This is a genomic window from Halomonas salipaludis (genome assembly GCF_002286975.1).
In the GTDB taxonomy this organism is placed as follows: Bacteria; Pseudomonadota; Gammaproteobacteria; order Pseudomonadales; family Halomonadaceae; genus Franzmannia; species Franzmannia salipaludis.
In genome coordinates, this window is sequence record NZ_NSKB01000002.1 from 249321 (window position 1) to 273303 (window position 23983).

The 23983-nt window shown below is 64.5% G+C and carries 23 protein-coding genes; 18 read left to right on the forward strand and 5 right to left on the reverse strand.

The genetic code is table 11. From position 1 onward, the window contains the following. Positions 1-10 precede the first annotated feature (10 nt). The 17 genes from CK498_RS05115 to CK498_RS05200 all read left to right on the forward strand — a co-directional run bounded on the left by CK498_RS05115 (position 11) and on the right by CK498_RS05200 (position 16925). Positions 11-511: a COG4648 family protein gene (locus CK498_RS05115; protein WP_229358967.1), complete on the forward strand. Its 501-nt coding sequence runs from the start codon at positions 11-13 to the stop codon at positions 509-511. Then, the gene (locus tag CK498_RS05120; protein WP_095619785.1) at positions 508-2205 is read left to right on the forward strand and encodes an AMP-binding protein; all 1698 of its coding nucleotides are present in this window, start codon (positions 508-510) and stop codon (positions 2203-2205) included. The genes CK498_RS05115 and CK498_RS05120 overlap by 4 nt, the downstream gene beginning before the upstream one ends. Further along, a complete protein-coding gene (locus CK498_RS05125) occupies positions 2198-2956 on the forward strand; it encodes a glycosyltransferase family 2 protein (protein ID WP_095619786.1) in 759 nt (252 codons plus the stop codon). The genes CK498_RS05120 and CK498_RS05125 overlap by 8 nt, the downstream gene beginning before the upstream one ends. Further along, positions 2953-3873 carry an LpxL/LpxP family acyltransferase gene (locus tag CK498_RS05130; RefSeq protein ID WP_095619787.1) on the forward strand — a complete coding sequence of 307 codons (921 nt, stop codon included), beginning with the start codon at positions 2953-2955 and terminating at the stop codon, positions 3871-3873. The genes CK498_RS05125 and CK498_RS05130 overlap by 4 nt, the downstream gene beginning before the upstream one ends. Before the next feature lie 4 nt (positions 3874-3877). After that, positions 3878-5449, forward strand: coding sequence for an HAL/PAL/TAL family ammonia-lyase (locus tag CK498_RS05135; protein WP_095619788.1), 1572 nt, complete (start codon positions 3878-3880; stop codon positions 5447-5449). Further along, positions 5439-5879: an acyl-CoA thioesterase gene (locus CK498_RS05140; RefSeq protein ID WP_095619789.1), complete on the forward strand. Its 441-nt coding sequence runs from the start codon at positions 5439-5441 to the stop codon at positions 5877-5879. Before CK498_RS05135 ends, CK498_RS05140 begins: the two co-directional genes overlap by 11 nt. Further along, a complete protein-coding gene (locus CK498_RS05145) occupies positions 5879-6433 on the forward strand; it encodes a LolA family protein (protein WP_229359001.1) in 555 nt (184 codons plus the stop codon). The genes CK498_RS05140 and CK498_RS05145 overlap by 1 nt, the downstream gene beginning before the upstream one ends. Beyond that, on the forward strand, positions 6430-8754 hold the full coding sequence (locus CK498_RS05150) for an MMPL family transporter (protein ID WP_095619791.1): 2325 nt from the start codon (positions 6430-6432) through the stop codon (positions 8752-8754). Before CK498_RS05145 ends, CK498_RS05150 begins: the two co-directional genes overlap by 4 nt. 4 nt (positions 8755-8758) lie before the next feature. Next, positions 8759-10021 (forward strand): NAD(P)/FAD-dependent oxidoreductase, encoded by a 1263-nt coding sequence (locus CK498_RS05155; protein WP_229358968.1) that lies wholly within the window; start codon positions 8759-8761, stop codon positions 10019-10021. Between the two features lie 126 nt (positions 10022-10147). Continuing rightward, complete coding sequence (locus CK498_RS05160; protein ID WP_229358969.1) at positions 10148-10588, forward strand: DUF3261 domain-containing protein; 441 nt, start codon at positions 10148-10150, stop codon at positions 10586-10588. Then, positions 10573-11766 carry a beta-ketoacyl-ACP synthase gene (locus CK498_RS05165; protein ID WP_095619794.1) on the forward strand — a complete coding sequence of 398 codons (1194 nt, stop codon included), beginning with the start codon at positions 10573-10575 and terminating at the stop codon, positions 11764-11766. The genes CK498_RS05160 and CK498_RS05165 overlap by 16 nt, the downstream gene beginning before the upstream one ends. Continuing rightward, positions 11759-12253 (forward strand): ApeP family dehydratase, encoded by a 495-nt coding sequence (locus CK498_RS05170; RefSeq protein WP_095619795.1) that lies wholly within the window; start codon positions 11759-11761, stop codon positions 12251-12253. The genes CK498_RS05165 and CK498_RS05170 overlap by 8 nt, the downstream gene beginning before the upstream one ends. Next, positions 12250-12975, forward strand: a complete 726-nt coding sequence (gene fabG / locus CK498_RS05175) for a 3-oxoacyl-ACP reductase FabG (protein WP_095619796.1) — start codon at positions 12250-12252, stop codon at positions 12973-12975. Before CK498_RS05170 ends, fabG begins: the two co-directional genes overlap by 4 nt. Continuing rightward, positions 12975-14234 (forward strand): beta-ketoacyl-ACP synthase, encoded by a 1260-nt coding sequence (locus CK498_RS05180; RefSeq protein WP_095619797.1) that lies wholly within the window; start codon positions 12975-12977, stop codon positions 14232-14234. Before fabG ends, CK498_RS05180 begins: the two co-directional genes overlap by 1 nt. A gap of 75 nt (positions 14235-14309) precedes the next feature. Beyond that, entirely contained in the window at positions 14310-14753 is a 444-nt protein-coding gene (locus CK498_RS05185) for an excinuclease ATPase subunit (protein WP_095619798.1), read from the forward strand. A gap of 691 nt (positions 14754-15444) precedes the next feature. Further along, positions 15445-16200 carry a LolA family protein gene (locus tag CK498_RS05195; protein WP_095619800.1) on the forward strand — a complete coding sequence of 252 codons (756 nt, stop codon included), beginning with the start codon at positions 15445-15447 and terminating at the stop codon, positions 16198-16200. A 92-nt stretch (positions 16201-16292) separates the two neighbouring features. Continuing rightward, positions 16293-16925 (forward strand): hypothetical protein, encoded by a 633-nt coding sequence (locus tag CK498_RS05200; RefSeq protein WP_095619801.1) that lies wholly within the window; start codon positions 16293-16295, stop codon positions 16923-16925. Positions 16926-16929: 4 nt separating this feature from the next. On the opposite strand, the gene CK498_RS05205 is transcribed toward CK498_RS05200, so the two are convergent. The 5 genes from CK498_RS05205 to CK498_RS05225 form a co-directional block, all read right to left on the reverse strand. Then, entirely contained in the window at positions 16930-17295 is a 366-nt protein-coding gene (locus CK498_RS05205; RefSeq protein WP_095619802.1) for a RidA family protein, read from the reverse strand. A gap of 50 nt (positions 17296-17345) precedes the next feature. Next, a complete protein-coding gene (locus CK498_RS05210) occupies positions 17346-18200 on the reverse strand; it encodes a universal stress protein (protein ID WP_095619803.1) in 855 nt (284 codons plus the stop codon). 120 nt (positions 18201-18320) lie between these two features. Next, the gene (locus tag CK498_RS05215) at positions 18321-19811 is read right to left on the reverse strand and encodes a SulP family inorganic anion transporter (protein WP_095619804.1); all 1491 of its coding nucleotides are present in this window, start codon (positions 19809-19811) and stop codon (positions 18321-18323) included. A 390-nt stretch (positions 19812-20201) separates the two neighbouring features. Beyond that, positions 20202-20996 carry a slipin family protein gene (locus CK498_RS05220; protein WP_095619805.1) on the reverse strand — a complete coding sequence of 265 codons (795 nt, stop codon included), beginning with the start codon at positions 20994-20996 and terminating at the stop codon, positions 20202-20204. Between the two features lie 38 nt (positions 20997-21034). Continuing rightward, positions 21035-22489: an NfeD family protein gene (locus CK498_RS05225; protein ID WP_095619806.1), complete on the reverse strand. Its 1455-nt coding sequence runs from the start codon at positions 22487-22489 to the stop codon at positions 21035-21037. Positions 22490-22747: 258 nt separating this feature from the next. Between CK498_RS05225 and CK498_RS05230 the strand changes: the two genes are divergently transcribed. Continuing rightward, entirely contained in the window at positions 22748-23980 is a 1233-nt protein-coding gene (locus tag CK498_RS05230) for an ABC transporter substrate-binding protein (protein WP_095619807.1), read from the forward strand. Positions 23981-23983: the final 3 nt, after the last annotated feature.

Here is a 23983-nt window from a genome sequence, read left to right on the forward strand (position 1 = left end):
CGGCGTCTGCATGGCGCTAGCCTGGCCTGTACTGGTCTTCGTCCTGCATGACCGCCTGGGTAGCTGGCCTCTATTGGCGATCGGCGCCTTGCTGCTCGCCTGGCGAATGCCACAGGCTCGATATCTGGCCACCTTGGCGGCGGCACTATTGCTGGCCCTGGGGGGCTTGGGGCATGCCGAACTCGGCATGCGTGCCTACCCCGTCGCCGTCAGCATCGTCATGCTGGCCGTTTTTCTGTCCAGCCTGTGGCGGGGTATGCCGATCGTCGAGCGTCTGGCGCGCCTGCACGACCCCGATCTGCCACCGGCCGGAATACGCTATACCCGCCGGGTCACCTGGGCATGGTGCGGTTTCTTCGTCTTCAACGGAACCATCGCCTGCTGGACAGCGTTATATGCCGACCTGGCGACCTGGACGTTATACAACGGCGTTATCAGCTACGCCCTGATCGCCATGATGTTTGCCGGTGAATGGCTGCTGCGCCACCGGTTGCGAAGGAGCTTGTCGTGACATTCGTTCCGCTAACTCGATTGCCCTGGCGTAGAGCAATCACGCATCAGCACTCACTCCCGCGGCACTGGGTCGATCCGTTCTCGCTTACCCAGCGTATCGATGCTTGGCGTCGTTGGCTGGCCGGCCAACCCGCTGGTCACTGGCTACTCTACCGACGTCACCCTGGGGAATTCTGCGCGGCCCTGGCTGCGCTGTGGGAAAGCGGTCGTGTCGCAGTGCTGCCGGCCGACGATCGCCCCGAAACCCTGGCCCGGCTTGCCGCAGAGCTCGACGGCACGCTGCCCGAGACTCCTGACGAGCAGAGCGCCAACCACCCTACCACTCCTGCATATCCCGAGTCGCTCAACCCATCGGCCACGGCGGTCGTCCTTTACACCTCCGGTTCCACCGGCGATCCCATACGCCTGGCCAAGCGCTTCGACCAGCTCGATGCGGAACTGGCCGCCCATGCCGAACTGTGGCCCTTGGCCGATGGCTGTATCATCTCGCAGGTCAGCCACCAGCACATCTATGGCCTGCTTACCGGCGTGCTGCACCCCTTAGGTACCGGCGCTCCTTTCTGTGGCGACGAGTGCCGGTACCCGGAAGTGCTGGCGGCTCGCCTTCAGGAGGCCGGCGACGCCGGCCTAGCTCCAGTGGTGGTGAGCTCTCCCGCTCAATTGTCACGACTGCCGGAACATCTGTCGTGGCACGACTTGCCCCGCCCCCGCCGCGTGTTCTCCTCCGGCGCTCCACTCGCGGCAGAGCATGCCCAGCGCACCGAGAGCCTGCTGCACGCGCCTGTGATCGAGATTTATGGCAGTACCGAGACCGGCGGAATCGCCCAGCGCCGGCAAACGCAGGGCTCCACCTGGCAGGCCCTGCCCGGTGTGGAATTATCGATCATGGATGGGAGCCTGACGCTGCGCTCGCCGTTCCTGGAGGACCCGCAAAGCGGGTGGCAACAACCCGACCGCGTGGCGCCGGCAACCGCTGGCTTCGAGTTGCTGGGCCGCGTCGATCGGCTGGTAAAGATCGCTGGCAAACGCGTCTCGCTGGATCATATCGAGCTGAGCCTCACCGCCTTGCCAGAAGTCAGTGAGGCCCGTTGTATCGATCTCGGTCGCACCGATGGACGCCTGGGGGCCGTGGTTACGCTGCACGACGAACGCATGCCACACCGACACGATACCCGCCATGAGCTGATCCAGCGTCTGCGGACGCATTTGTCACATCATCTGGAGCGTGTCGCCATTCCGCGCTACTGGCGCTTCGTCGATGCCCTGCCGAGCAATGCCCAGGGCAAGCTCGACCGTAGCCTGGTCGACCGACTGTTCGCCGATCTCGACGACAACAAGGCACCACGCTGGCTGGGCGAGCGCCGCCCGGATCCCGCTACCTGCCTCTTGACCCTGGAAGTGCCGGAACGGTTGGTCTTTCTCGAAGGACACTTCGAAGAGTACCCGCTGGTGCCAGGCGTGGTCATGGTGCAATGGGCCATCGAACTCGCCAACGACAGCTTCGGTGAGACAGGCGAGTTCCAGGGTATCGAGCGCTTAAAGTTTCAGCGTGTGTTACGCCCGGGCTCGCGCTTCACGCTGCAGTTGACGCGTCGCGATGACGGCATCGCTTTCGCCATCGACTCACATGAGGGCCGGCATTGCGCCGGGCAGGTGCGCCTGCTGACCCGGCACGGAGGGGGCCATGGCTGAGGCGCGTCCCTGCATCCTGATTCCGGTCTATAACCACCCCACCACGATCGGCCCACTCTGTGACGAACTAGCTGCCCTGGGACTACCGCTGCTGCTGGTGGACGATGGCTGTGATGTCGAATGTGCAGCCGAACTCGACCGCCTCGCCGGGATGGGACACCACCTGCTGCGCCTGCCCACCAACCAGGGCAAGGGTGCTGCGGTACGAGCCGGACTCGAGCAGGCCCAGCGCCTGGAGTACACGCATGTCCTGCAGGTGGATGCCGACGGTCAGCATGACCGCGAGGACCTGCCGGCCTTTCTCGCCGAACTGGAGTCGGCCCCCGAGGCGTTGGTGGTCGGTTACCCGCGCTACGACACCAGCGTTCCACGGGCACGCTTCTATGGCCGTTACGCGACTCATGTGTGGGTATGGATCAACACCCTGTCCCTGGAAATTCGTGATTCCATGTGCGGCGTCAGGCTCTACCCAGTCGCAGCGCTCAACCGCCTGCTGGCACGCTACCCCTGTGGCAACCGCATGACCTTCGACACCGAAGTGCTGGTGCGCTGGCACTGGTCTGGTGGCGCCCTGACTCAGCGACCGGTACGTGTGCATTACCCACGCGATGGCATCAGCCACTTCGCACTGTGGCGCGACAATCGCCAGATCTCCATGATGCATACCCGCCTGTTCTTCGGCATGCTGCTGCGCCTGCCCCGCCTGCTGGCCCGACGCCTGCGAAGGCAACCCGCAGAGGTGGGTTCATGAACCGTCATTGGGCTCAGATCGGCGAACGCGGCACCATCGCCGGCATGACATTGATGGTGGCGATACAGCGCCACCTGGGGCGCTGGCCCTTCCGGCTCGTGCTATGGCCGGTCATGCTGTGGTACTTCCTGGCGCATGCCACGGCACGAGGCGCCTCCCAGTCTTATCTGCAGCGCCTTTATCCTCATCTCGGACAACGTCCGCTGGCCCGCTGGTGGCACAGCTATCGCCACTTTCTCGCCTTCGGCGATACGCTGATGGACAAGGTCGCGGCGTGGAGCGGGGATATCGCCGACGAGCGCCTGACCGGCACGGGCATCGAACGATTCAGCGCCGCCATCGAAGGCGGCCGGGGCGGCCTGATCCTGGTCGCTCATCACGGTAATCTCGACGTAGTCAACGCCATCGCCGAGCGGCACCCGGGGCTCGAACTGACGGTGATGATGCATACCCGCAACGCACGCAAGTTCAATGCGCTGCTCGAGCGTGTCACCGGCCGACCCCGCCCGCATGTGCTCGAAGTCAGCGAGATCACTCCGGCCACCGCCCAGGCGCTGGCCGAACGCATTCACACCGGCGGCTACGTGGTCATCGCCGCCGACCGTCTTTCCCTGTCGGAGGGGAGAACGCGGCTTCTCGATTTTCTCGGCGAACGCGCCCGGTTCCCCGAAGGTCCGTTCTGGCTTGCCACGTTGCTGCGCTGCCCGCTGTACACCCTCGCCTGCGTACGCGAGGGTGACAGGTTCCGGATCGACTTCGAGGCCCTCGATGACACCGGGGAACTGCCACGCCGCCAGCGCGAGGCCTGGATTGCCGACACCATGCAGCGCCATGCCGACCACTTGGCCGAGCGCGTTCGGCGTCATCCCCTGCAATGGTTCAATTTCTATCCGTTCTGGTTGAACGACACTGGATGACTACATGACGACACTCCATGACCCGCTTGCCGGGCCCATCACCGGCGAACCGCTCACGCTGGATGGCTCGACCGTCACTCTCGAGGACGTACTGGCCGTTGCCGAAGGCCGACGTCGCGTCGTGCTGTCGTCAGCCCCCGAATTCCGTGATCGTATCGCCCGCGGCAATGCGTTTCTCGAACGCCTGCTGGAGGAAGATGGTGTCGTCTATGGCGTCACCACCGGCTACGGCGACTCCTGCACCCGCGAAGTGCCGACCTCCGACCTGGAACAGCTACCGCGCCAGCTGTACACCTTCCACGGCTGTGGTCTGGGCGAGGTACTGTCGGTGGAAGCCGCACGAGCCGTGATCATGGTGCGCCTGGTATCGTTGTGTCGCGGTGTCTCGGGGGTCAGCGTCGAGCTCCTGGAACGGCTGGCCTGGCTGCTCGAGCACGATGTCGTGCCGGTCATTCCCGAGGAGGGCTCGGTAGGGGCCAGCGGCGATCTGACGCCGCTGTCGTACTTAGCCGCGGTACTTTGCGGTGAGCGCGAGGTGTTCGACCAAGGCCAACGCCGCGCGACCTCCGAGGTCTTTGCCGAACGCGGCCTGGCGCCCTATCGGCTGAAGCCCAAGGAAGGCCTGGCGCTGATGAACGGAACCGCGGTCATGACCGCGCTGGGCGTGTTCGCTTTCGCCCGCGCTACCTATCTGGCGCAGCTTGCCACACGCATCACGGCACTATCGGTGCATGCACTGGACGGCAATCCCTACCACTTCGATGCCGACCTGTTCGCCGCCAAGCCGCACCCCGGCCAGAATCGCGTGGCGGAACGCCTGCGCAACGACCTGCATGCTCCCGAGACGCCACGCAACTCGCCCCGCCTGCAGGACCGTTACTCGACACGCTGCGCACCGCACGTGATCGGCGTGGTGGAAGATGCCCTGCCCTGGTGGCGCCAGTTCCTCGAGAACGAGCTCAACAGCGCCAACGACAATCCGCTGGTCGATGCCGAGCACGGTAAGGTCATGCACGGCGGTCATTTCTACGGCGGCCACGTCGCCTTCGTCATGGACAGCCTAAAGCAAGCCTGCGCCAACCTGGCCGATCTGCTCGACCGCCAGCTGGCGCTGCTGGTCGACACCCGCTTCAACCATGGCCTGCCCAGTAACCTGAGTGGTGCCAGACCCGAGCGGGCCAGCCTCAACCATGGCTACAAGGCCGTGCAGATCGGCGCTTCGGCGTGGACTGCCGAGGCGCTCAAACTGACCATCCCGGCCAGCGTCTTCTCGCGCTCCACCGAATGCCATAATCAGGACAAGGTCAGCATGGGCACCATCGCCGCTCGCGATGCCCTGCGTGTACTGACCCTCGTCGAACAGGTCGCCGCCGCAGCCCTCCATGCCGCCTGCCAGGCTACCGAACTGCGCAGTCATCTTGCCGATTCGACCTCGCTCCCCGAACGCCTGGCCGGTTTTCTCGATGCCTGTCGGGAGATTTTTCCGGCCTTGGGCGAAGATCGTGCCCTGGAATCCGAACTGCGCATCCTGTGTGACCTGATTCGCCAACGCCGCTGGAGCCTGTATGACGCCTGACGACCGCCCGTTGCCGCGCTGCGAAACCGAGCTGACGATCCCCTTCCATGATGTCGACATGATGCAGGTGGCCTGGCACGGCCACTATGTACGGTATCTGGAAATCGCCCGCTGCGAGTTGCTCGATGCCATCGATTACAACTATCCACAAATGCAGGCCTCGGGGTTCGCCTGGCCAGTGATCGACCTGCGCCTGCGCTATGCCGCCCCGATAACCCTCGCTCAGCGGATCGTCATCGAAGCACGCATGAGCGAGTGGGAACATCGACTCAAGATCGACTACACCATCCGCGATGCCGAGTCGCGCAAGCGCCTGACCCGGGCGTGGAGCGTACAGGTCGCAGTGGGGCTGGACGACCACGAGATGCGCCTGGTGTCGCCACCACCGCTGGTCGAGCGACTGCTCGCCTGGCAGGAGGCCAACCCGTGATGCGTCTCTCACTGAGAATGTGTGTCGCCCTGTGCCTGACCGCCCCCGCCGCGCTAGGGGCGACACCAAATGACGCTGCGCTTGCCGAACGCCTGGCCGCTCATGCCCCGCAATGCGGCCGCTTCGAGCAGTCTCGCTGGCTGGCCGATCTCGAGACACAACTGGATAGCCGCGGCCATTTCCAACGCCGCGAAGATGGCCTCGTCTGGCAAACGATCGCGCCAGTGAATGATCGCGTGGTCCTGAGTGAAGACAACGACGATCTGCCGCGCGGCTTCCAGGTCGTCGCCCCGGTCTTTTCCGGTCTCGTATCCGGCGACTGGCGGGCCTTGGAGCGGCACTTCACGATCGAACTCAGCGGCGAGCTGGAAGAGTGGCAGGCCAACCTGACACCCAACGAGACGGCGGTGGCCGAACGACTCACGCAACTGCGGGTGAGCGGTTCCCGGCAGGTGGAACGGGTCGAGCTCGAGTTCACCGACGGCGACCGGCTCGACCTGACCCTGACACAGACCGCTTGCGAGAGCCTCGATGAGGGTGATTCTAGGCCGTGAGCGATGCGCAACGTCCCAATCGAATCGAATGGCTCGCCGCCTGGGGTTGGGCCGGGCTGCTGCTGGGGTGCGCCATTCTACTGGCCGGCTTACTGAGCCAGGGGAGGCCGCTGGATACACGCATCACTGCGCTACTGCCAGAAACCCACCAGGCGGCTCTGATCGAACGGGCCGAGCAGCGCTTGATCCAGGCCGTCGAGAATCGCTTCGTGCTGCTGGTCAGCGGCGAGTCTCCAGATCGGCTGGTCAGTGATCTGAAGGCCCGCCTATGGGATTCCACCAGCGTCAGCAGCTTCGATGATGCCAACCTCGAGCGACCCGACAGCGCCTTGGCGCCGTACCGTTACCGCCTGCTGGCCGAGCCCCTCGCCAGTGCCGATAGCGAAGCCTGGGTACGGCGCGGCCTGACACGGCTATTCACCCCTGGCAGCGAGGCCAATCCGCGGCGCGATCCTTTCGGCCTGCTCGATACTTGGCTGGAACAGCGCTTCGACAGTTCCATCCGCTTGATCGATGGCCTGCCTGCCATCAGCGATGGCGGGAAACACTGGTTCGTCGTCAGCGGCCAGCTCTCCGCCAGCCCTTACGACATGGCCCTGCAACGGCGGCTTGTCACGGCGCTGTCTAGCTTTCGCGATGCTCACCCCGAGGCCGAGCTGTTGCGCAGCGGTCTGGTGTTCCATGCCGCCGCCGGAGCGGGCCAGGCCAAATGGGAAATCTCCACCATCGGGCTGGGGTCCCTGTTGGGTATCGGCTTGCTGCTATGGGTCGCGTTTCGACGCGCTGCAATCCTCGCCAGCCTATTGCTGCCGGTCGCCTGCGGCGTGCTGTTCGCGCTGCCACTGACCTGGCTGCTGTTCGGCACGCTCAACCTGCTGACGTTGGCGTTCGGAGCCAGTTTGATCGGCATCGCGGTCGACTACGCCCTGCACCTGCAGTGCGCTCGCCAATTGACGCCCAAGCAACCGCTGGCACGCCTCTGGCCCGGTCTATTGCTGGGCCTGGTGTCCAGCCTGGCCGCCTATCTCGCCCAGCTAGCCACCCCCATGCCGGGGCTACGCCAGATGGCCACTTTCGCCGTGCTGGGATTGATCGGCGCGTGGCTGACCGTGCGGCTGTGGCTACCGTGGTTTTCCCCGCATCCTCATCCCATGACAGTAACCATAGCGACTCGGCTGAACAGGTTGCGGCTGCCGTCTCGAGCGCCCTATCGCTGGTGCCTGCTGGCCATGCTGGGGTTAGCCGCAGGGATATTGATCCTTACACGCTTGGCAGCCAACGACGACCTACGTCAGCTCAACCCTTCGCCCGCCGGGCTGATCGCCGAGCAGCAGCGTGTACAGACCTTGCTCGAACGCCCATCCGGCAACCGCTACCTCGTCGTCACCGCCGAACACGAAGCCGAGTTGCTGGAGCGACTGGAAGCCCTGGAAGCCCCCCTCGTGGAGCTACAGGCACTGGGGCACTTGTCCCATTATCGGCATCTCGCCCAGGCGGTACCCTCTCCAGCGACCCAACGAGCCAATCTGGAACGGGTGCGTCAAGCCTATGTCACTGCCCTACCCGAGTTGGTCGCCCAGGCCGGCCTGCCCCCGACGCTGCGGGAGTCCGCCCTCGAACCGCTACGCGCGGTACCGCAGCTGACTCTCGATACTTGGCTAAAGATGCCAGCGGGACGTGCCGATAACACGCTGTGGCTCGGCGATGACTCCACACAAGACGATGCAACGCCCCAACTGGCCGCCCTGGTCGCACTGGGAGATGCCGATGAGGTCGCACAGCAAGCGCTCAGCCGGCTCGCGGCATCAGCACATGTCCAGTATCAGGATCGGGTGGCAACGCTCTCGGAGCATTTGGCACGGCTCCGCGACCAGATCGCCCTATGGTTGGCGGTTGCCGTGGTGGGGTTGACGCTACTGTTCGGCTGGCGCTATAGGCTTCGAGCCTGGCGTATACTGCTGCCCCCGCTGGGGGCGGTGGTTGCAACGCTGGCGCTGTTCAGCGCGCTGAACATCGACCTGACGCTGTTTCATCTACTGGGACTGCTGCTGGTGCTGGGCATTGGCCTCGACGCCGGTATTTTCAGCACCGAACACCCCGACAGCCTAGCGGCCTGGCTGGCGATAACCCTGTCCTGTGCGTCGAGTCTGCTTGCCTTCGGCTTGCTGTCCTTCAGCGCCACACCGGCATTGCACTATCTGGGCCTGACCTGCCTCATCGGCCTCGCGGCGACCTGGGCCCTGGTGCCCTTCGCCAGGGCGGAGACCGATCGGCGCATTTCCGAGCCCGACCACAGCCGTGATGGCCAACAGGAGACATGATTGCATGGAATCGTATGACACTACCGATGTCGCCATCATCGGCGCTGGCCCTGCCGGAGCCGCCGCGGCCGCCTGGCTAGCCCGGCGCGGCCTGCGAGTCCGGGTCATCGAGCGCAGCCGCTTTCCACGCTTTTCCATCGGTGAAAGCCTGCTGCCGCAATGCATGGTGCATCTCGAGGCCTGTGGCCTGCTCGAGGCGGCACAGGCCGGTGGCTTTCAGCCCAAGAACGGCGCGGCCTTCACTTGGCGCGGCCGGGACACCGCCATCGATTTTCGTGACAAGTTCAGTCCTGGCCCCGGCGCCACCTGGCAGGTCGAGCGCGCCGATTTCGACCAACGCTTGATCGAGGGGGCTCGCCAGGCCGGCGCCGTGGTCGAATTCGACACTCGCGTCGAGGCTTTCGTCGCCGATGCCAAGCGACCCAGCCTGACACTGGTCGGCCCCAATGGCGAGCGACGTTCGCTAAGAGCCCAGTTCGTGCTCGATGCCAGCGGCTATGGTCGCGTCCTGGCAAGACTCGCCGACCTTGCCCAGCCCTCTACCCTGGAATCGCGCTGTGCCCTATTCACCCACGTCGAGGATCGCATCGACTGTCCGAAGCATGACCGTGAGAAGATCCTGATCGGCCTGCATCCGACGCATCCGGGCATCTGGTATTGGCTGATCCCCTTCCAGCGAGGGCGCGCCTCGCTCGGCGTGGTCGGTGACCGAGCGACGCTCGAGGCCGCCGGTGCCGATGACGGCGAACGCCTCTGGCATTTCGTGCATGCCGAGCCCCGGCTTGCCGGGTTGCTGACCAATGCCGCGGCCATCCGTGACATCGGCTGCCTGGAAGGCTATTCCGCCGATGTCCGGCGCTTGCATGGCCCCGGTTTTGCCCTGTTGGGCAACGCCGGTGAATTCCTCGATCCGGTCTTTTCCTCGGGGGTCACCATCGCCCTGGACTCGGCGCTACGTGCCGTCCCCCTGGTCGAGCGCCAGCTCGCCGGAGATATCGTCGACTGGGACCAAGAGTTCGAGCAGCCGCTTAGACGCGGTGTGGCCACCTTCCGCGAGTTCGTCGATGCCTGGTATGACGGGCGCCTGCCACGCATCATCTTCAATGAACAGCAGACACCGCGTATCCGCGCAATGATCAGTTCAGTGCTTGCCGGCTATGCCTGGGATGAGAACAATCCTTTCGTCGCCGCCAGCCGCCGCCGTCTGAACAGTCTGGCCGAGGCGTGCGGCGGCGATGCCACGCCTGCCATCAGTGAGGTTGGCTAGGTGCAACACTCCCTTCTATGCCGAGCGCTTTTGCTCGTTGCTCTTGTGCTGTTGATAGGCTGTGCCGGGCGGCCAGTCGATGCACCGCTACCCAAGCTGGCAGCCCTTCCCGAGCTGGCCACGCGCATGCAGCGCCTGACATTCCTCCAGCAGGACCGACGCCACGAACTGATCGGCGCTCTGCGCCATGACGAACGATCGCTGCGCCTGGCCTTGCTGAGCCCCCAAGGACAACGCCTGCTGACCTTGGTACAAGACGACCAGGGTGCGCGTTTTCTTGCCGGTGCATCGTTCGACCCACCGTTCACGGCTGAATGGCTTGCCAATCGTCTGGCCTGGAGCCTGTGGCCGTCGTCGGCATTGGCCCAGGCCTTTGCCGGGACTGACTGGGCTTTGGTGGAAGACGGTGAGGGGCGTACCATCCGCTACCGGAACGAAGACATCGCTCACGTCACCGGCAGTGCGGAATGCCGGGTCATTGATGACATTGTGGGTAACTATCGCTTGACCATCGCACCCCTTGACGACCCAACCGAGCGGACGAAAGCCCTATGCCCAGCCGATTGAGTCCCATACAGGAACAGCCCTGTCGTCTCCTGCCTCCGGCGCTGGTCTGCCCGCTAGGCGACGACCTGGAGACGATCGCGAATGCTCTCTTCAGCGGTCGCCGTGGCCTGGTCCACGACGATGCCTTTACCCCGGGCCGCCCCTTGCCACTGGGACGGGTGAGCTGCCTTCTGCCCGATCCCAGCCGCTTGACGGCAGTTCATCGCTCGCGAAATAACCAGTTGCTAGCCGCGGCACTAGAGCGTCTCGCACCGACTCTCGAGGCTTATCGCTTACGCTGTCCCCAGGCGCGCATCGGAGTGGTGCTAGGCACCAGCACCTCGGGTATTGGGGAAACCGAAGTTGCCCTGGCCCAGCGCCAAAGAGAAGGTGCCTGGCCCGCCGACTTTCACTATCAGCGTCATGAGATCGGCTCTCCGGCCTGCTTCGTCGCCGAGTGGCTCGGCCTCGATGGTCCGGCTTACACCCTGTCCACTGCCTGCACGTCGAGTGCCCGAGCCCTGGCCAGTGCCAAGCGCCTGTTGGCAAGTGGCGCCTGCGATGCGGTGATCGCTGGCGGTGCCGATAGTCTGTGCGGCCTGACCGTCAACGGCTTCGCCTCCCTCGAGGCGCTCAGCGATGCCCCCTGCCAGCCCTTCTCGATCAATCGTGACGGCATCAATCTGGGCGAAGCTGCGGCACTGTTCCTGGTCACTGCCGAAACCGGCGGCATCCAGCTCAGTGGTTACGGCGAGACCAGCGATGCCTACCATATTTCAGCCCCGCGGCCCGACGGCCAGGGCGCCATCGCCGCCATTCAGACGGCACTGGACATGGCTCGACTGCCGGCTACGACCATCGATTACCTCAACCTGCACGGTACCGCGACCCGACAGAATGACAGCATGGAAGCCTTGGCCATCTCCCAGCTCTTCGACGACACGCTGCCATGCAGCTCGACCAAGGCTCTGACCGGCCATACCCTGGGGGCCTGTGGCGCACTGGAAGCGGCATTCTGCTGGATGACCCTAGACGCCGGCCGGTTACCGCCTCACGTCCATGATGGACAACTCGACCCGCAACTGCCGCCACTGTGCTATGCCTCGGCCGGGAAACATAACGCTTGCCGAGCGCTCAGCAATGCCTTCGCTTTCGGCGGCAATAACATTGCCCTGCTGCTGGAGCGTTGCGATGACTGAAGCTCTGACATCCCAAAAGCTCGAGCTGCCTTGCGACATCGCCCATTACGTACCGCATCGACATGGCATGTGTCTGCTCGATACCCTGCTCGAGGTGGGCGACGAATACCTGCATGCCGAGGTCACCCCCCGCCGCGACGACCTGTTTGCCGACCGCGATGGGATACCCGGCTGGGTGGGTCTCGAATGGCTCGCCCAGGCCGTTGCCGCCTGGGCCGGCGTGCAGGCCGTAGAAGGCGGCGGTACACCGCAGATCGGTTTTCTGCTCGGCACCCGACGCTACCGCTGCCAGGTTTCGACCTTCCCGTTCGGCCAACCTATTCATATCGAGGTCATGCTTGATTTTCGTGCCGACAACGGCCTGGGCGCCTTTCGCGGACGACTGCTCGACGGCGAGGGCCAGCAGCTCGCCACCGCGACGCTCAACGTCTTTCAGCCCGAGTCGCGAGATGCGCTGGAAGCCATTCAACAGGAGAGCAACCAATGACCGATACCATTCTGGTCACCGGCTCGAGCCGCGGCATCGGTCGTGCCATTGCCCTGCGCCTGGCGCGGGATGGTTTCGATATCGTGCTGCACTGTCGCCATCGCAAGGAGGCCGCCGAAGCGGTCGCCAACGACATCCGCGCCCTGGGGCGCAGCGCCCGCATATTGTGTTTCGATGTCGCCGACCGTGAAACGGCACGTCATGCCATCGAAGCCGATATCGATGCACATGGCGCCTACTATGGGGTGGTCTGCAATGCCGGTATCACCGCCGATGGCGCCTTTCCCGCCCTTTCCGACGAGGACTGGGACAGCGTCATCCACACCAATCTCGATGGCTTCTACAACGTGGTCAAACCCTTGGTCATGCCGATGATTCGCCGTCGCGCGCCGGGCCGCATCGTGGTGATGTCTTCGGTATCGGGATTGATGGGCAATCGTGGCCAGGTCAACTACAGCGCCGCCAAGGCCGGCCTGATCGGTGCGACAAAGGCTCTCGCAGTGGAATTGGCCAAGCGGCGAATCACGGTCAACTGCGTCGCTCCGGGGCTGATCGACACCGACATGACCGATGACGTAGTCATCGAGGAAGCCCTCAAATTGGTTCCCATGCGTCGCACCGGCACCAGCGAGGAGGTCGCCGCCACGGTAGGCTTCCTGTGCTCGCAAGACGCCGGCTACATCACCCGGCAGGTCTTCGCCGTCAATGGAGGAATGTGCTGATGCCGGGCGAGACGCTGCGCAAGGATGGACTCGGCCGTCGAGTGGTGGTCACCGGCATGACCGGCTTCTCGCCGATCGGCAATGACTGGCCAAGCATACGGGCACGCCTCGCACGACTTGAGAGTGGTATTCGCCACATGGACGACTGGTCCGAATACGAGGGGCTCAACACCCGCCTGGGGGCGCCGGTCACTGACTTCAGCCTCCCAGGCCACTATAACCGCCGGGCCCTGCGCAGCATGGGCCGGGGCGCACAGATGGCCACCCGAGCCAGTGAGCTGGCACTGGAGGATGCGGGATTGCACGACTCCCCGTTACTGGGTAGCGGCCAGATGGGAATCGCCTACGGCGCATCCGCGGGTGAGCCCGACGCCGTGGCCGACTTCGGCAATATGCTGATCAACAAGTCGACCGACGGGCTCAACGCCAATTCCTATATCCGCATGATGGCCCATACCGCCCCGGTCAACATCGGTGTGTTCCTCGGCGTGCGCGGGCGCATCCATACCACCTCCAGTGCCTGTACCTCAGGCAGCCAGGGCATCGGCTACGCCTATGAGGCGATTCGCTTCGGTCGCCAGACGGCGATGATCGCCGGCGGCTGCGAGGAGCTGTCGGCCTCCGAGGCTGCCGTCTTCGATACGCTGTTCGCCACCAGTACCCGCAACGACGCCCCTCACACCTCCCCGCGCCCTTTCGATGCCGATCGCGACGGGCTGGTGATCGGTGAAGGTGCCGGCACCTTGATCCTCGAGGAACTCGAACACGCCACGGCGCGCGGTGCCGACATCTACGCCGAGCTGGTGGGCTTCGGCACCAATAGCGATGGCCGCCATGTCACTCAGCCCGACGCCGGCATGATGGAACTGGCCATTCGCCAAGCCCTCGATGACGCCGGGCTACGACCGGAGCAGATCGGCTACGTCAGCGCCCACGGCACCGCCACCGATCGTGGCGATGTCGCCGAAAGCCACGCCACCCACGCCGTGTTCGGCTCCAGGCTACCGATCAGCGCCTTCAAGAGTTTTACCGGCCATACACTGGGCGCCTGCGGTGCACTGGAAGCCTGGGTCGCCATCGAGATGATGCGCGAAGGCTGGTTTCATGCCACGGCCAACCTCGAGCGACCCGACAACGCTTGCGCGAATCTCGACTATCTATGCGGCGAAGCTCGCCACATCGACTGCGAGTACGTGATGAGCAACAACTTCGCCTTCGGCGGCATCAACACCTCGTTGATATTCCGGCGCTGGCCATGATGGCACTATTCCTTGCTATCCATGGTGCCGTAGTACCCCGACACATAACATCAACCAAGAAGAAGGAACACTAGAATGACCAGGGGATTGATTTCAGCCGTTATACTGCTCGGCGCCCTGCTGCTGGCCACGACGGGCCATGCACGCGATACCACACTCATGCTCTCCATCGAAGAGGCCATGAACACGCCTGAGGCCAGGGAGCGGCTCGATCCGAACATACGCTTCTTCTTTGCCGATGCTCCTCACGACGAGGTCATTACAGAACACGGCAATTTCGTCACCAACAAGAAGACCAATGCCTTCAACAAGAGCGATGAGGAAGCCTGCAAGTGGGTCATGCTGTCCACACTGATCAGCCTGCAGGATCGCGTCAAGACCGAAGGCGGCAATGCTGTGATCAATATCGAAAGCTACTACAAGCAGAATGTCATGGCATCGAGTACCGAGTACGAATGCCATGCCGGCGCGTTGATGGCTGGAGTGGCGCTGCGTGGCGATGTCGTCACCCTGCGTTGAGTGAATGACAGCCTATCTTGACCTTCTATTGATACAAGCACCCGCCGGCAGCAACGGGGCTTGTCTGTCGCGGCTGGGACGCGAGTCGCTGTCGCGGCTCGCTGCACGTCGAAAATTCAACTGCAGCATCGATGGCTGGTCACCCCGTGGGAGCGGGCCGCCCCGGCACCCCGGCCTGCCCGCACCCTGGCAGACCTGTCTAAGCCACAGTCAAGATATGGTCATAGCCGGTCTCGCCAATATTCCAGTTGGCGTCGACCTTGAAGGCACTCAAGCAAGGCATCTCACACGACTGCCAGGTCTCGTCGATCAGCTACCCCACCCACAGGTTCGCTGGGCCATTCATGGTTCTGCCAATCCATTATTGGCGTTCTATCGGACCTGGACGCTCTACGAGGCCCTATACAAGCATGCTAGCCTTGCGGGACACTCACCCAAAAATCTCTTTGCAACTCGCCTCTACAGTACAGATGCGATATCTAGACATCATGCGTGGACCTGGCAGACACCATTATGGACCGTAACGATTGTCGCTCAGCAAAGGACAATGGTCATCCGTAGTCTTCCTCACCTCGAGCTTTCGCAGTCACTCGCAGCAGATAGGCTCGCCATGCCATAGGCTTTTAGACGGGAACCGATTGGCGCATCATGGGTCTCTGCCCAGGCATCCCGTTTCCCCGTCGGAGTCCACATGCTCCCCGATACGTTACCCGTTCGATGGCTGTTGGCTGCCCTGGCGGGCAGCGGCCTGCTGTGCACCAGCGCCCAAGCCCTGGAGCGTGAGGAGCTGCAACGCCAGCTGGCCGCTCCCGCCCAGCTGCAGGGCAGCTTCGAACAGCGCCACTGGCTGGAAGACCAGCAGTCGCGGCTGCACAGCGACGGCCGCTTCCTCTACCAGCGCGAGCGCCTGCTGGTGTGGCGATTCATTTCACCGCGCGAGGCCACCCTGGCCTTCCCGAAGCGCCTGCCTGGCCCCCGAGACGAGGTCGAGGAGGAGGGCCTGCCGGACCGCGAGCTGCTTGACGAACTGCTGCCCGGCAGGGCCGAATTCAGCCGCCATCTGGTCGACCTGCTGGGTGGTAACTGGGCGGCGCTCGAGGAGGACTACGTCATCACCCTGGCCGGCGAGAGCGACGACTGGCAGGCCCGTTTCAGCCCCCGCGCACCGCCCCTGGAGACACAGCTCGGCGAGCTGCTGCTGAGCGGCGATGCCAGTGGCTGGCAGCAAATGGAGATCCAGGGCGCCAACGGCGACGAGCTGCAGGTGGTGTTCTCATCGGTCAGCCCAATGGTCGATGAGTCGCTGAGCGACTTTCTCGGCCAGTGGCTGCGGGTCGACAGCGATGCCACCGAGGAAGACGCCGAGGAACAGGAGGCGTCGGAGGATGACGACGGCACGGTAATGGCCGAGGAGCTCGATCCTGAAGAGATCGACGAGGAGGATTGAGCCTCGGCGCGCTCAAGTTCGCTTCCGGCAAGCCGATAGTGCTGTCAGAAAACGTGCGGCGATGCTCGCCGCGCGTCGACAGGAGCACACGGATGAACGTCAAGTCTTCGCCGGGCGCCGCCACGCTGGCGCTGATCGTGGTGGTGGTGCTTGCCTTGGCCGGCCTGGGCCTATCGCTGAGCGAACTGCGCCTGCCGCTGGGGCCCCAGGAGCTGGTAGCGCTGGCGGTATACGGCCTGTCCGCGGCCGGGCTGATCTGCCTGCTGACGCTGGTAGCAAGCCTGGTCTCCGGCTTGCGTACTCAGCAGCTAGCCCTCAATCAGAGCCTCGAGACCCAGAGCCGTCAGCTACGCGCCGCCGAGGCTGCCCAGTTGATGGAGCGCTTCGTGCATCAGGCCGAGGCGCTACTCGACAAGGAGAGCCTCGATCCCAACAAGCGCAGCGTGCTGCGCTGCCTGGCCGTCGATGCGATGCGCGGCAACAGCGGCCGCGGTGACCCCAATATCTCGCGCCTCGCGCGGCTGTTCGAATGGCTGGCCGGCGAAGCCGAGCAGGCCAGCGGCGACAGCGCCCGCCTCGGCCTAATCGACCCGGTGCTGCGCCAGTACGCCGAGATCGCCGAGCAGCTATGCCAGGTCGGCGAATGCGAGCCGGAACGCATGGCAGTGTTTCTACGCCACCAGCCGCGGCGCCCGGCCGCGGCTGGTGACGAATCCGCCGACTAGCTGCTCAGCTGCTGCCTGGCACCAAGGCAGTGACGGTGATCTCGACCTTGAGCTCATCGGCCGGCAGCGGCGCGCACACGCAGGTACGCGCCGGTGCATGTCCCTCGGGTACCCAAGCATCCCAGACCGCGTTCATCGCCGCCACGTCCTGGCCATCCTTGAGGTAGATCGTCGCCGACAGCAGGTGCTCGCGGTCGGAGCCGATCTCGGCGAGCAGCGCATCGACCCGCGCCAGCATGCTCTCGGTCTGGGCAGTGATATCGCCGTGGCGCGCCTCGGGCCCGGCCACCTGGCCACACAGCCAGGCCACACCGTTGTGGATTACCGCGCGGCTCATGCGCGCCTTGGTGTCGTGACGAGTAATCGACATGCAAGTTTCTCCTTGCGTTCTCAAATGAACATTATCGGTGCCGAGCGCGGTCAGCGCAGCAGCAGCACCGGCACGCTGGCACGACGCAGCATCGCCGTGGTGGTGCTGCCCACCAGCAGGTGACGAATCCGCGAGTGGCCGTAGGCGCCCATCACCAGCAGGTCGATGCCCTGCTCCTCCTTGTAGACGCGCAGGGTCTCCTCCACCTCGCCGGCGCGAATCGCGCCCTCGGCCTCTAACCCCGCGTCGCGCAGGGTCTTGAGCGCCCACTCGAGCTGCGAGCGGTTGTCGCCGGTCTCGGCGCCGACGATCACCACGTGGACCGGAATGCCCTCGAACAGCGGGCTCTTGGCGATCATCTCGACGCCCTTGCGGGTGGTCTTGCTGCCGTCGAAGGCGATCAGCACCTGGCTGGGAGCCTGGAAGGATTCCGGCACCATCAGGATCGGCCGATGCAGGGTGCGCACCACCCGCTCGAGGTTCGAGCCCAGGTGGTCGACGGCCTGATGGGCGGTCTCGCCGCGCTTGCCGATCACCAGCAGGCGAATGTCGTTCTCCAGCTCGCTGAGCGTCTCGACCAGGGTGCCGTTGCGCTGGCGGGTAGCCGGCTCGCCGACACCGGCTTCCAGCGCCCGGGTCTTGGCCGCAGACAGCATCACCCGGCCCTGTTCCTGGGCCAGCTTGGCGCGCTGCTCATCGAGGTTGGCCAGCTCCTCCAGCAGGTGCTCCCGCGAGCCCAGGCCGATGTTGCCGGAGAGATCCGCCTCGGCGACCTGCGGATGGTTGTCCACCACGTGCAGGAAGGTCAGCGGTGCGGTCAGCGCCTGGCTGGCCCAGGCGGCGTAGTCGCAAACGCCCTCAGAAAAATGCGAGCCGTCGATGGCGGCCATTACCTGATCTGTCATCGTGTCGTGTCCCGAACTGGCGTGGGTTGGCGCTCGACGTCGAGCGTTACTCTCAAGCTATAACACCTCGTTCTACACCATCGGCCCGGATTAGCACAGCGCCATGCGGGCCAAGGCGACTCAGTGTCCGCCCATCAGTTTCTCGACGGCAGCGGGGTCATCGTGAACGGCATAGCGGTCGACGATGGTGGCGCTGGCCTCGTTGAGACCCACCAGCTCGACCTCGGTGCCTTCGCGGCGGAACTTGATCACCACCCGGTCCAGGGTCTGCACGGCGGTAATGTCCCAGAAGTGGGCGCGGGACAGGTCGATGGTGACCTTCTCCACGGTTTCCTTGAAGTCGAAGGCGTTACCGAAGCGCTCGGAGGAGGCGAAGAACACCTGGCCGACGATCCGGTAGATCCGACGGCTGCCCCCGTCGGTCTCTGCGGAGCCGATATACAGGATGTTGCCGACCTTGTTGGCGAAGAACATCGCCGCCAGCAGCACGCCGACGAATACCCCAATGGCCAGGTTATGGGTGAAGACGGTGACCGCCACAGTGGCCAGCATCACGATATTGGTGCTCATCGGGTGCTTCTTGAGGTCGCGAATCGAGGCCCAGCTGAAGGTGCCGATGGAGACCATGATCATCACCGCCACTAGCGCCGCCATGGGAATCTGCGACACCCAGTCGGCGAGGAACACCACCAGAATCAGCAACAGCACCCCAGCGACCAGCGTCGACAACCGTCCGCGACCGCCGGACTTCACATTGATCACCGACTGGCCAATCATCGCGCAACCGGCCATGCCGCCCATCAGACCGGAGCCGATATTGGCGATACCCTGGCCCTTGCACTCGCGGTTCTTGTCGCTGGGCGTATCGGTGAGGTCGTCGACGATGGTGGCGGTCATCATCGACTCCAGCAGGCCGACCACGGTGAGCATCAGCGCATAGGGCAGCACGATCCATAGCGTCTCGAGGTTGAGCGGCACGTCCGGCCACAGGAATACCGGCAGGGTATCCGGCAGCTCGCCCATGTCACCCACGCTACGGATATCCATGCCGCTGATCATGTACACCGCGGTCAGTACCACGATGCACACCAGCGGCGAGGGGATCGACTTGCCGATCACCGGCAGGTAGGGAAAGCCGTAGATGATCGCCAGGCCCGCCACCGTCATGGCGTAGACATGCCAGGTGACGCCGGTCAGTTCCGGCAGTTGGGCCATGAAGATCAGGATCGCCAGGGCGTTGACGAAGCCGGTGACCACCGAGCGCGATACGAAGCGCATCAACTCGGCGAGCTTGAGATAACCGGCGACGATCTGCAGCACCCCGGTGAGCAGGGTAGCGGCGAGCAGGTACTCGAGGCCGTGGTCGCGCACCAGGGTCACCATCAGCAGCGCCATGGCGCCGGTGGCGGCGGAGATCATGCCGGGACGACCACCGGTAAAGGCAATGATCACCGCGATGCAGAAGGACGCGTAGAGACCGACCTTGGGGTCGACCCCGGCGATGATCGAGAAGGCAATGGCCTCGGGAATCAGCGCCAGTGCGACGACGATGCCGGCGAGGGTGTCGCCCTTGAGGTTGGAGAACCAACTCTGTTTCATTGTTTCGAACATTCTGCGGTCCAGTCGAGGGTGGTTATCAGGCCCGAAGGCGCCAGAGTGCTATCGGCACGGGTTCGTGCAGCGCTGCGATCAGTCGAGGGATGTCGGCCGGATGGCTAACAGGGCGGTTGCCCAGGCACGGAAGTGCCTGGCGATAGCGATGCATCGCCGAGGAGAGGTAGTGCGCTAGGGCGGCGTGGCGCCGGCCTGGAGGGTGCTGCGGGTCGTCACGGCTAGGGGTCCGTTACTCGAATCGGATAAGGGGTCGCGCGGTTGACTCCGAGGCATTAGACCTTGGTAGTAGCGCTGACCACATGCGAGCCGCGAAGTCTACCAGAGCTTACGCTGCATTGCATCTAAGGGGCGGGGGAAGAGGCCTGCCGGGGCGGCAGGCCGGAGAGGTCACGCCTCGGGGTCTGAGGAGGCCTGGGTGCGCGCCTGGGCGGCAGGCGATGCCTTCATCTGCTTGAAGGCCTCCATGATGTCCATCGGCAGCGGGAAGACGATGGTCGAGGCGTTCTTGTTGCTCATGTCGCTCATGGTCTGCAGGTAGCGCAGCTGCAGCGCGGCGGAGTTCTCGGCCATCACGTTGGCGGCCTCGACCAGCTTGCGCGAGGCCTGCAGCTCGCCCTCGGCGTGAATCACCTTGGCGCGACGCTCGCGCTCGGCCTCGGCTTGGCGGGCGATGGCGCGGATCATGCTCTCGTCGAGGTCGACATGCTTGATCTCGACGTTGGCCACCTTGATGCCCCAGGATTCGGTCTGCGAGTCGATGATCTCCTGGATATCGTCGTTGAGCTTGTCGCGCTCGGAGAGCATCTCGTCCAGGTCGTGCTTGCCGAGCACCGAGCGCAGCGTGGTCTGGGCCAGCTGGCTGGTGGCCACGGTGAAGTTCTCGACCTGGATGATCGCCTTCTCGGGGTCGACGACCCGGAAGTAGAGCACCGCGTTGACCTTGACGGTGACGTTGTCCTGGGAGATCACGTCCTGCTCCGGCACGTCCATGGTGATCACGCGCAGATCGACCACCTGCATCTTCTGGATGCCGGGGATGATGATGATCAGCCCTGGCCCCTTCACCGACTGAAAGCGGCCGAGAAAGAACACCACCCCGCGCTTGTATTCGGGCAGGATGCGGATGGATGCCGCCAGTATCATCACCACCAATACCAGCGGTACGAGATAGGAAATCATCATGGCTGACTCTCCTTGCGTGCGGTTGATAGGCGAAGTGGTTAGCCAGGCGGCTCGGCCCCGTCCCGCGGCGCCACCTCGACGGTCAAGCCGTCGAGTGCCGTGACCGTAAGCGTCTGGCCCTTGCTCACCGGCGTGGGGCTATGGGCCTTCCAGGACTCGCCGTGCAGCCTGACGCGCCCCGCTCCTTCGAAATCCTCCAGCGCCACGGCGCGTGCGCCGACCAGTTCCTCCTGACCGGTGCGTACCCGGGTCTTGCGCAGCCCCATGAAGCGGGTCACGGTCCACAGCATGAAGACCGCGGCGACCAGCGCCACGCCGCCGATCAGTGGCAGGGATACCTGCAGGTTGTCTGCGTCCATCAGAATCACCGAGCCGATTACGAAAGCCACGATTCCGCCAATGCCGAGCACCCCGAAGCTCGGCATCAACGCCTCTCCCACAATCAGCGCCAGGCCGGCAAGAATCAAGGCCAGGCCGGCGTAGTTGATGGGCAGTACCTGGAAGGCGAACAGCGCCAGCAGCAGCGAGATGATGCCGATGGTGCCCGGCACCAGGCTGCCGGGGCTGGAGAGCTCGAAGATCAGCCCGTAGAAGCCGATGATCATCAGGAAATAGGCGACGTTGGGGTTGGTGATCACCGACAGCAGTTGGGTGCGCCAGTCGGGGTCGTAGCGTTCAATGGCCAGATCGGCGGTCTCCAGGGTGCGCTCGCCGCGCTCCATCACCACCTCGCGACCGTCGATCTGCGCCAGCAGGTCGTCGACGTCGCTGGCCACCACGTCGACGACGTTGCGCTCCAGCGCTTCAGGCGCGGTGAGGTTGACCGCCTCGCGCACCGCCTCCTCGGCCCAGTCGGCGTTGCGACCGTGGCGCTCGGCGAGACCGCGGATGTAGGACACCGCGTCCTCGAGCACCTTGCGCTCCATGGCGGACTCGCCGCGTCGCGGCTCGCGTTCGGCCTCGTCATTGCCGTTGGCCGCTTCATCCGCGCCATTGGCGGCCTCATCGTCCTGGCTGCCTTCGGCGTCGTCGGGCTCATCGCCGCCAATCCCCGGCAGGCCGCCACCGCCCATCTGCACCGGCGTCGCCGAGCCGAGATGGGTGGCCGGGGCCATGGCTGCCACGTGGCTGGCGTAGGTGAGGTAGGTGCCGGCGCTGGCGGCTCGTGCGCCGCTGGGCGAGACGTAGATCGCCACCGGCACGTCGGCGGTAAGCATGGCGCGGATCATGTCGCGCATCGAGGCGTCGAGGCCGCCAGGGGTATCGAGCTGCACGATCACCAGCTCGGCGCCATCTTCGCTTGCCTGGCGCAAGCCGCGCTGGAAGTAGTCGCTGGTGGCGGGGCCGATGGCACCCTCGATGGTCATCAGCAGTGCCGTACGCTGCTGCTCCTGAGCCTGGGAGTGCCAGGCCAGCAGGGCGCCGACCAGTAGACTCAGCAGGCTGGCCCATAGCAACCAGCGCCGCCGGAAGACGCGCTCGCTCGTCAACATGATCCCTGTGCCTCACGTTAGCGTTACTGATGTGATGCCTGGAGCGCACGTTCGTTCACTCGGCTTAGACCACGCATGTGACCGCGCCTGCCAACCAGCCAGTCGCGGAGTGGGCAAACGCCGCCTACCGGTCCATCATGGTTCGTGCTCTCGAGCATTGAAAGCCAAGCATGGCACCCTTGAGCACCGTCGCGGTCAAGACGGGCGGTAAGCCGGCGCCATCGAGTGCGCTAACGACAGCCTATGACAAGGAACACCATGGTGATATCACTGCCTCGCTCACATCACAGCCTCACCGCCAGCCTTGCCATGATCGCGCTGCTCGGCAGCGCCACCAGCCTGGCCGGCGCGCCGCCGGGGGACTGGCAGGCAGTGGTCGAGGAGGCCCGCGGCCAAAGCGTCTACTGGCACGCCTGGGGCGGCGACAGTCGCACCAACCGCTATCTCGAGTGGGTCGCCGAGCGCATGCAGGCCGAATACGACGTCGACGTGATTCACGTCAAGCTCGGCGATACCAGCGAGGCCGTGTCGCGGGTGCTGGCCGAGAAACAGGCCGGCAACGATGACGAGGGCAGCGTCGACCTGGTCTGGATCAACGGTGAGAACTTCGCCGCCATGCGGGCCAACGACTTGCTGTTCGGCCCCTTCACCGAGCAGCTGCCGCACTTCGCGCTGACCCACCCTGAGCACAATCCCGAGGTGGTCACCGACTTCACGCTGCCCACCGACGGTTTCGAGTCGCCCTGGGGCAAGGCCCAGATCACCTTCTATTACGATAGCCAAGAGATCGATACTCCCCCGATGAGCATCGTCGAACTCAAGGCCTGGGCCGAGGCCAATCCTGGGCGCTTCAGCTATCCGCGTATCCCCGACTTCACCGGCAGTACCTTCCTCAAGCAGGCACTGATCGAGCTCAGCGATGCCGACCAAGCGCTCTATGCCCCGGTCGAGGAGAGCGACTTCGACGCCATCAGTGCACCGCTATGGGACTACCTCGATGCGCTGCATCCGCACCTGTGGCGCAGTGGACGACAGTTCCCCGCCAGCGGGCCCGATATGCTACGCCTGGTGGGTGACGCCGAACTGTCGCTGGCCTTCACCTTCAACCCGGCCGAGCCCGCCGCGGCCGTGGCCGATGCCGCTCTGCCACCGAGTACCCGCAGCTATGTCTTTGAGGGCGGCACGCTGGGCAACGTGCATTTCGTGGCGATACCCTACAACTCGCCGCACAAGGCCGCCGCCATGCTGCTCGCCGATTTTCTGCTGACCCCCGAGGCCCAGGCCCGCAAGCAGGATCTCGCCGTGTGGGGCGATCCGACCGTGCTGGATGTGACGCGCCTTGATGATGAACAGGCGGCACGTTTCGAAGGCGTTGAAGACAATCCCGCCCTGCTGGCGCCGGATGCCCTGGAGAGAACCCTGCCTGAGCCGCACCCGAGCTGGATGGAGGCACTGCAGGATGCCTGGCAGGCCCGCTACGTTGGCCGCTGATCG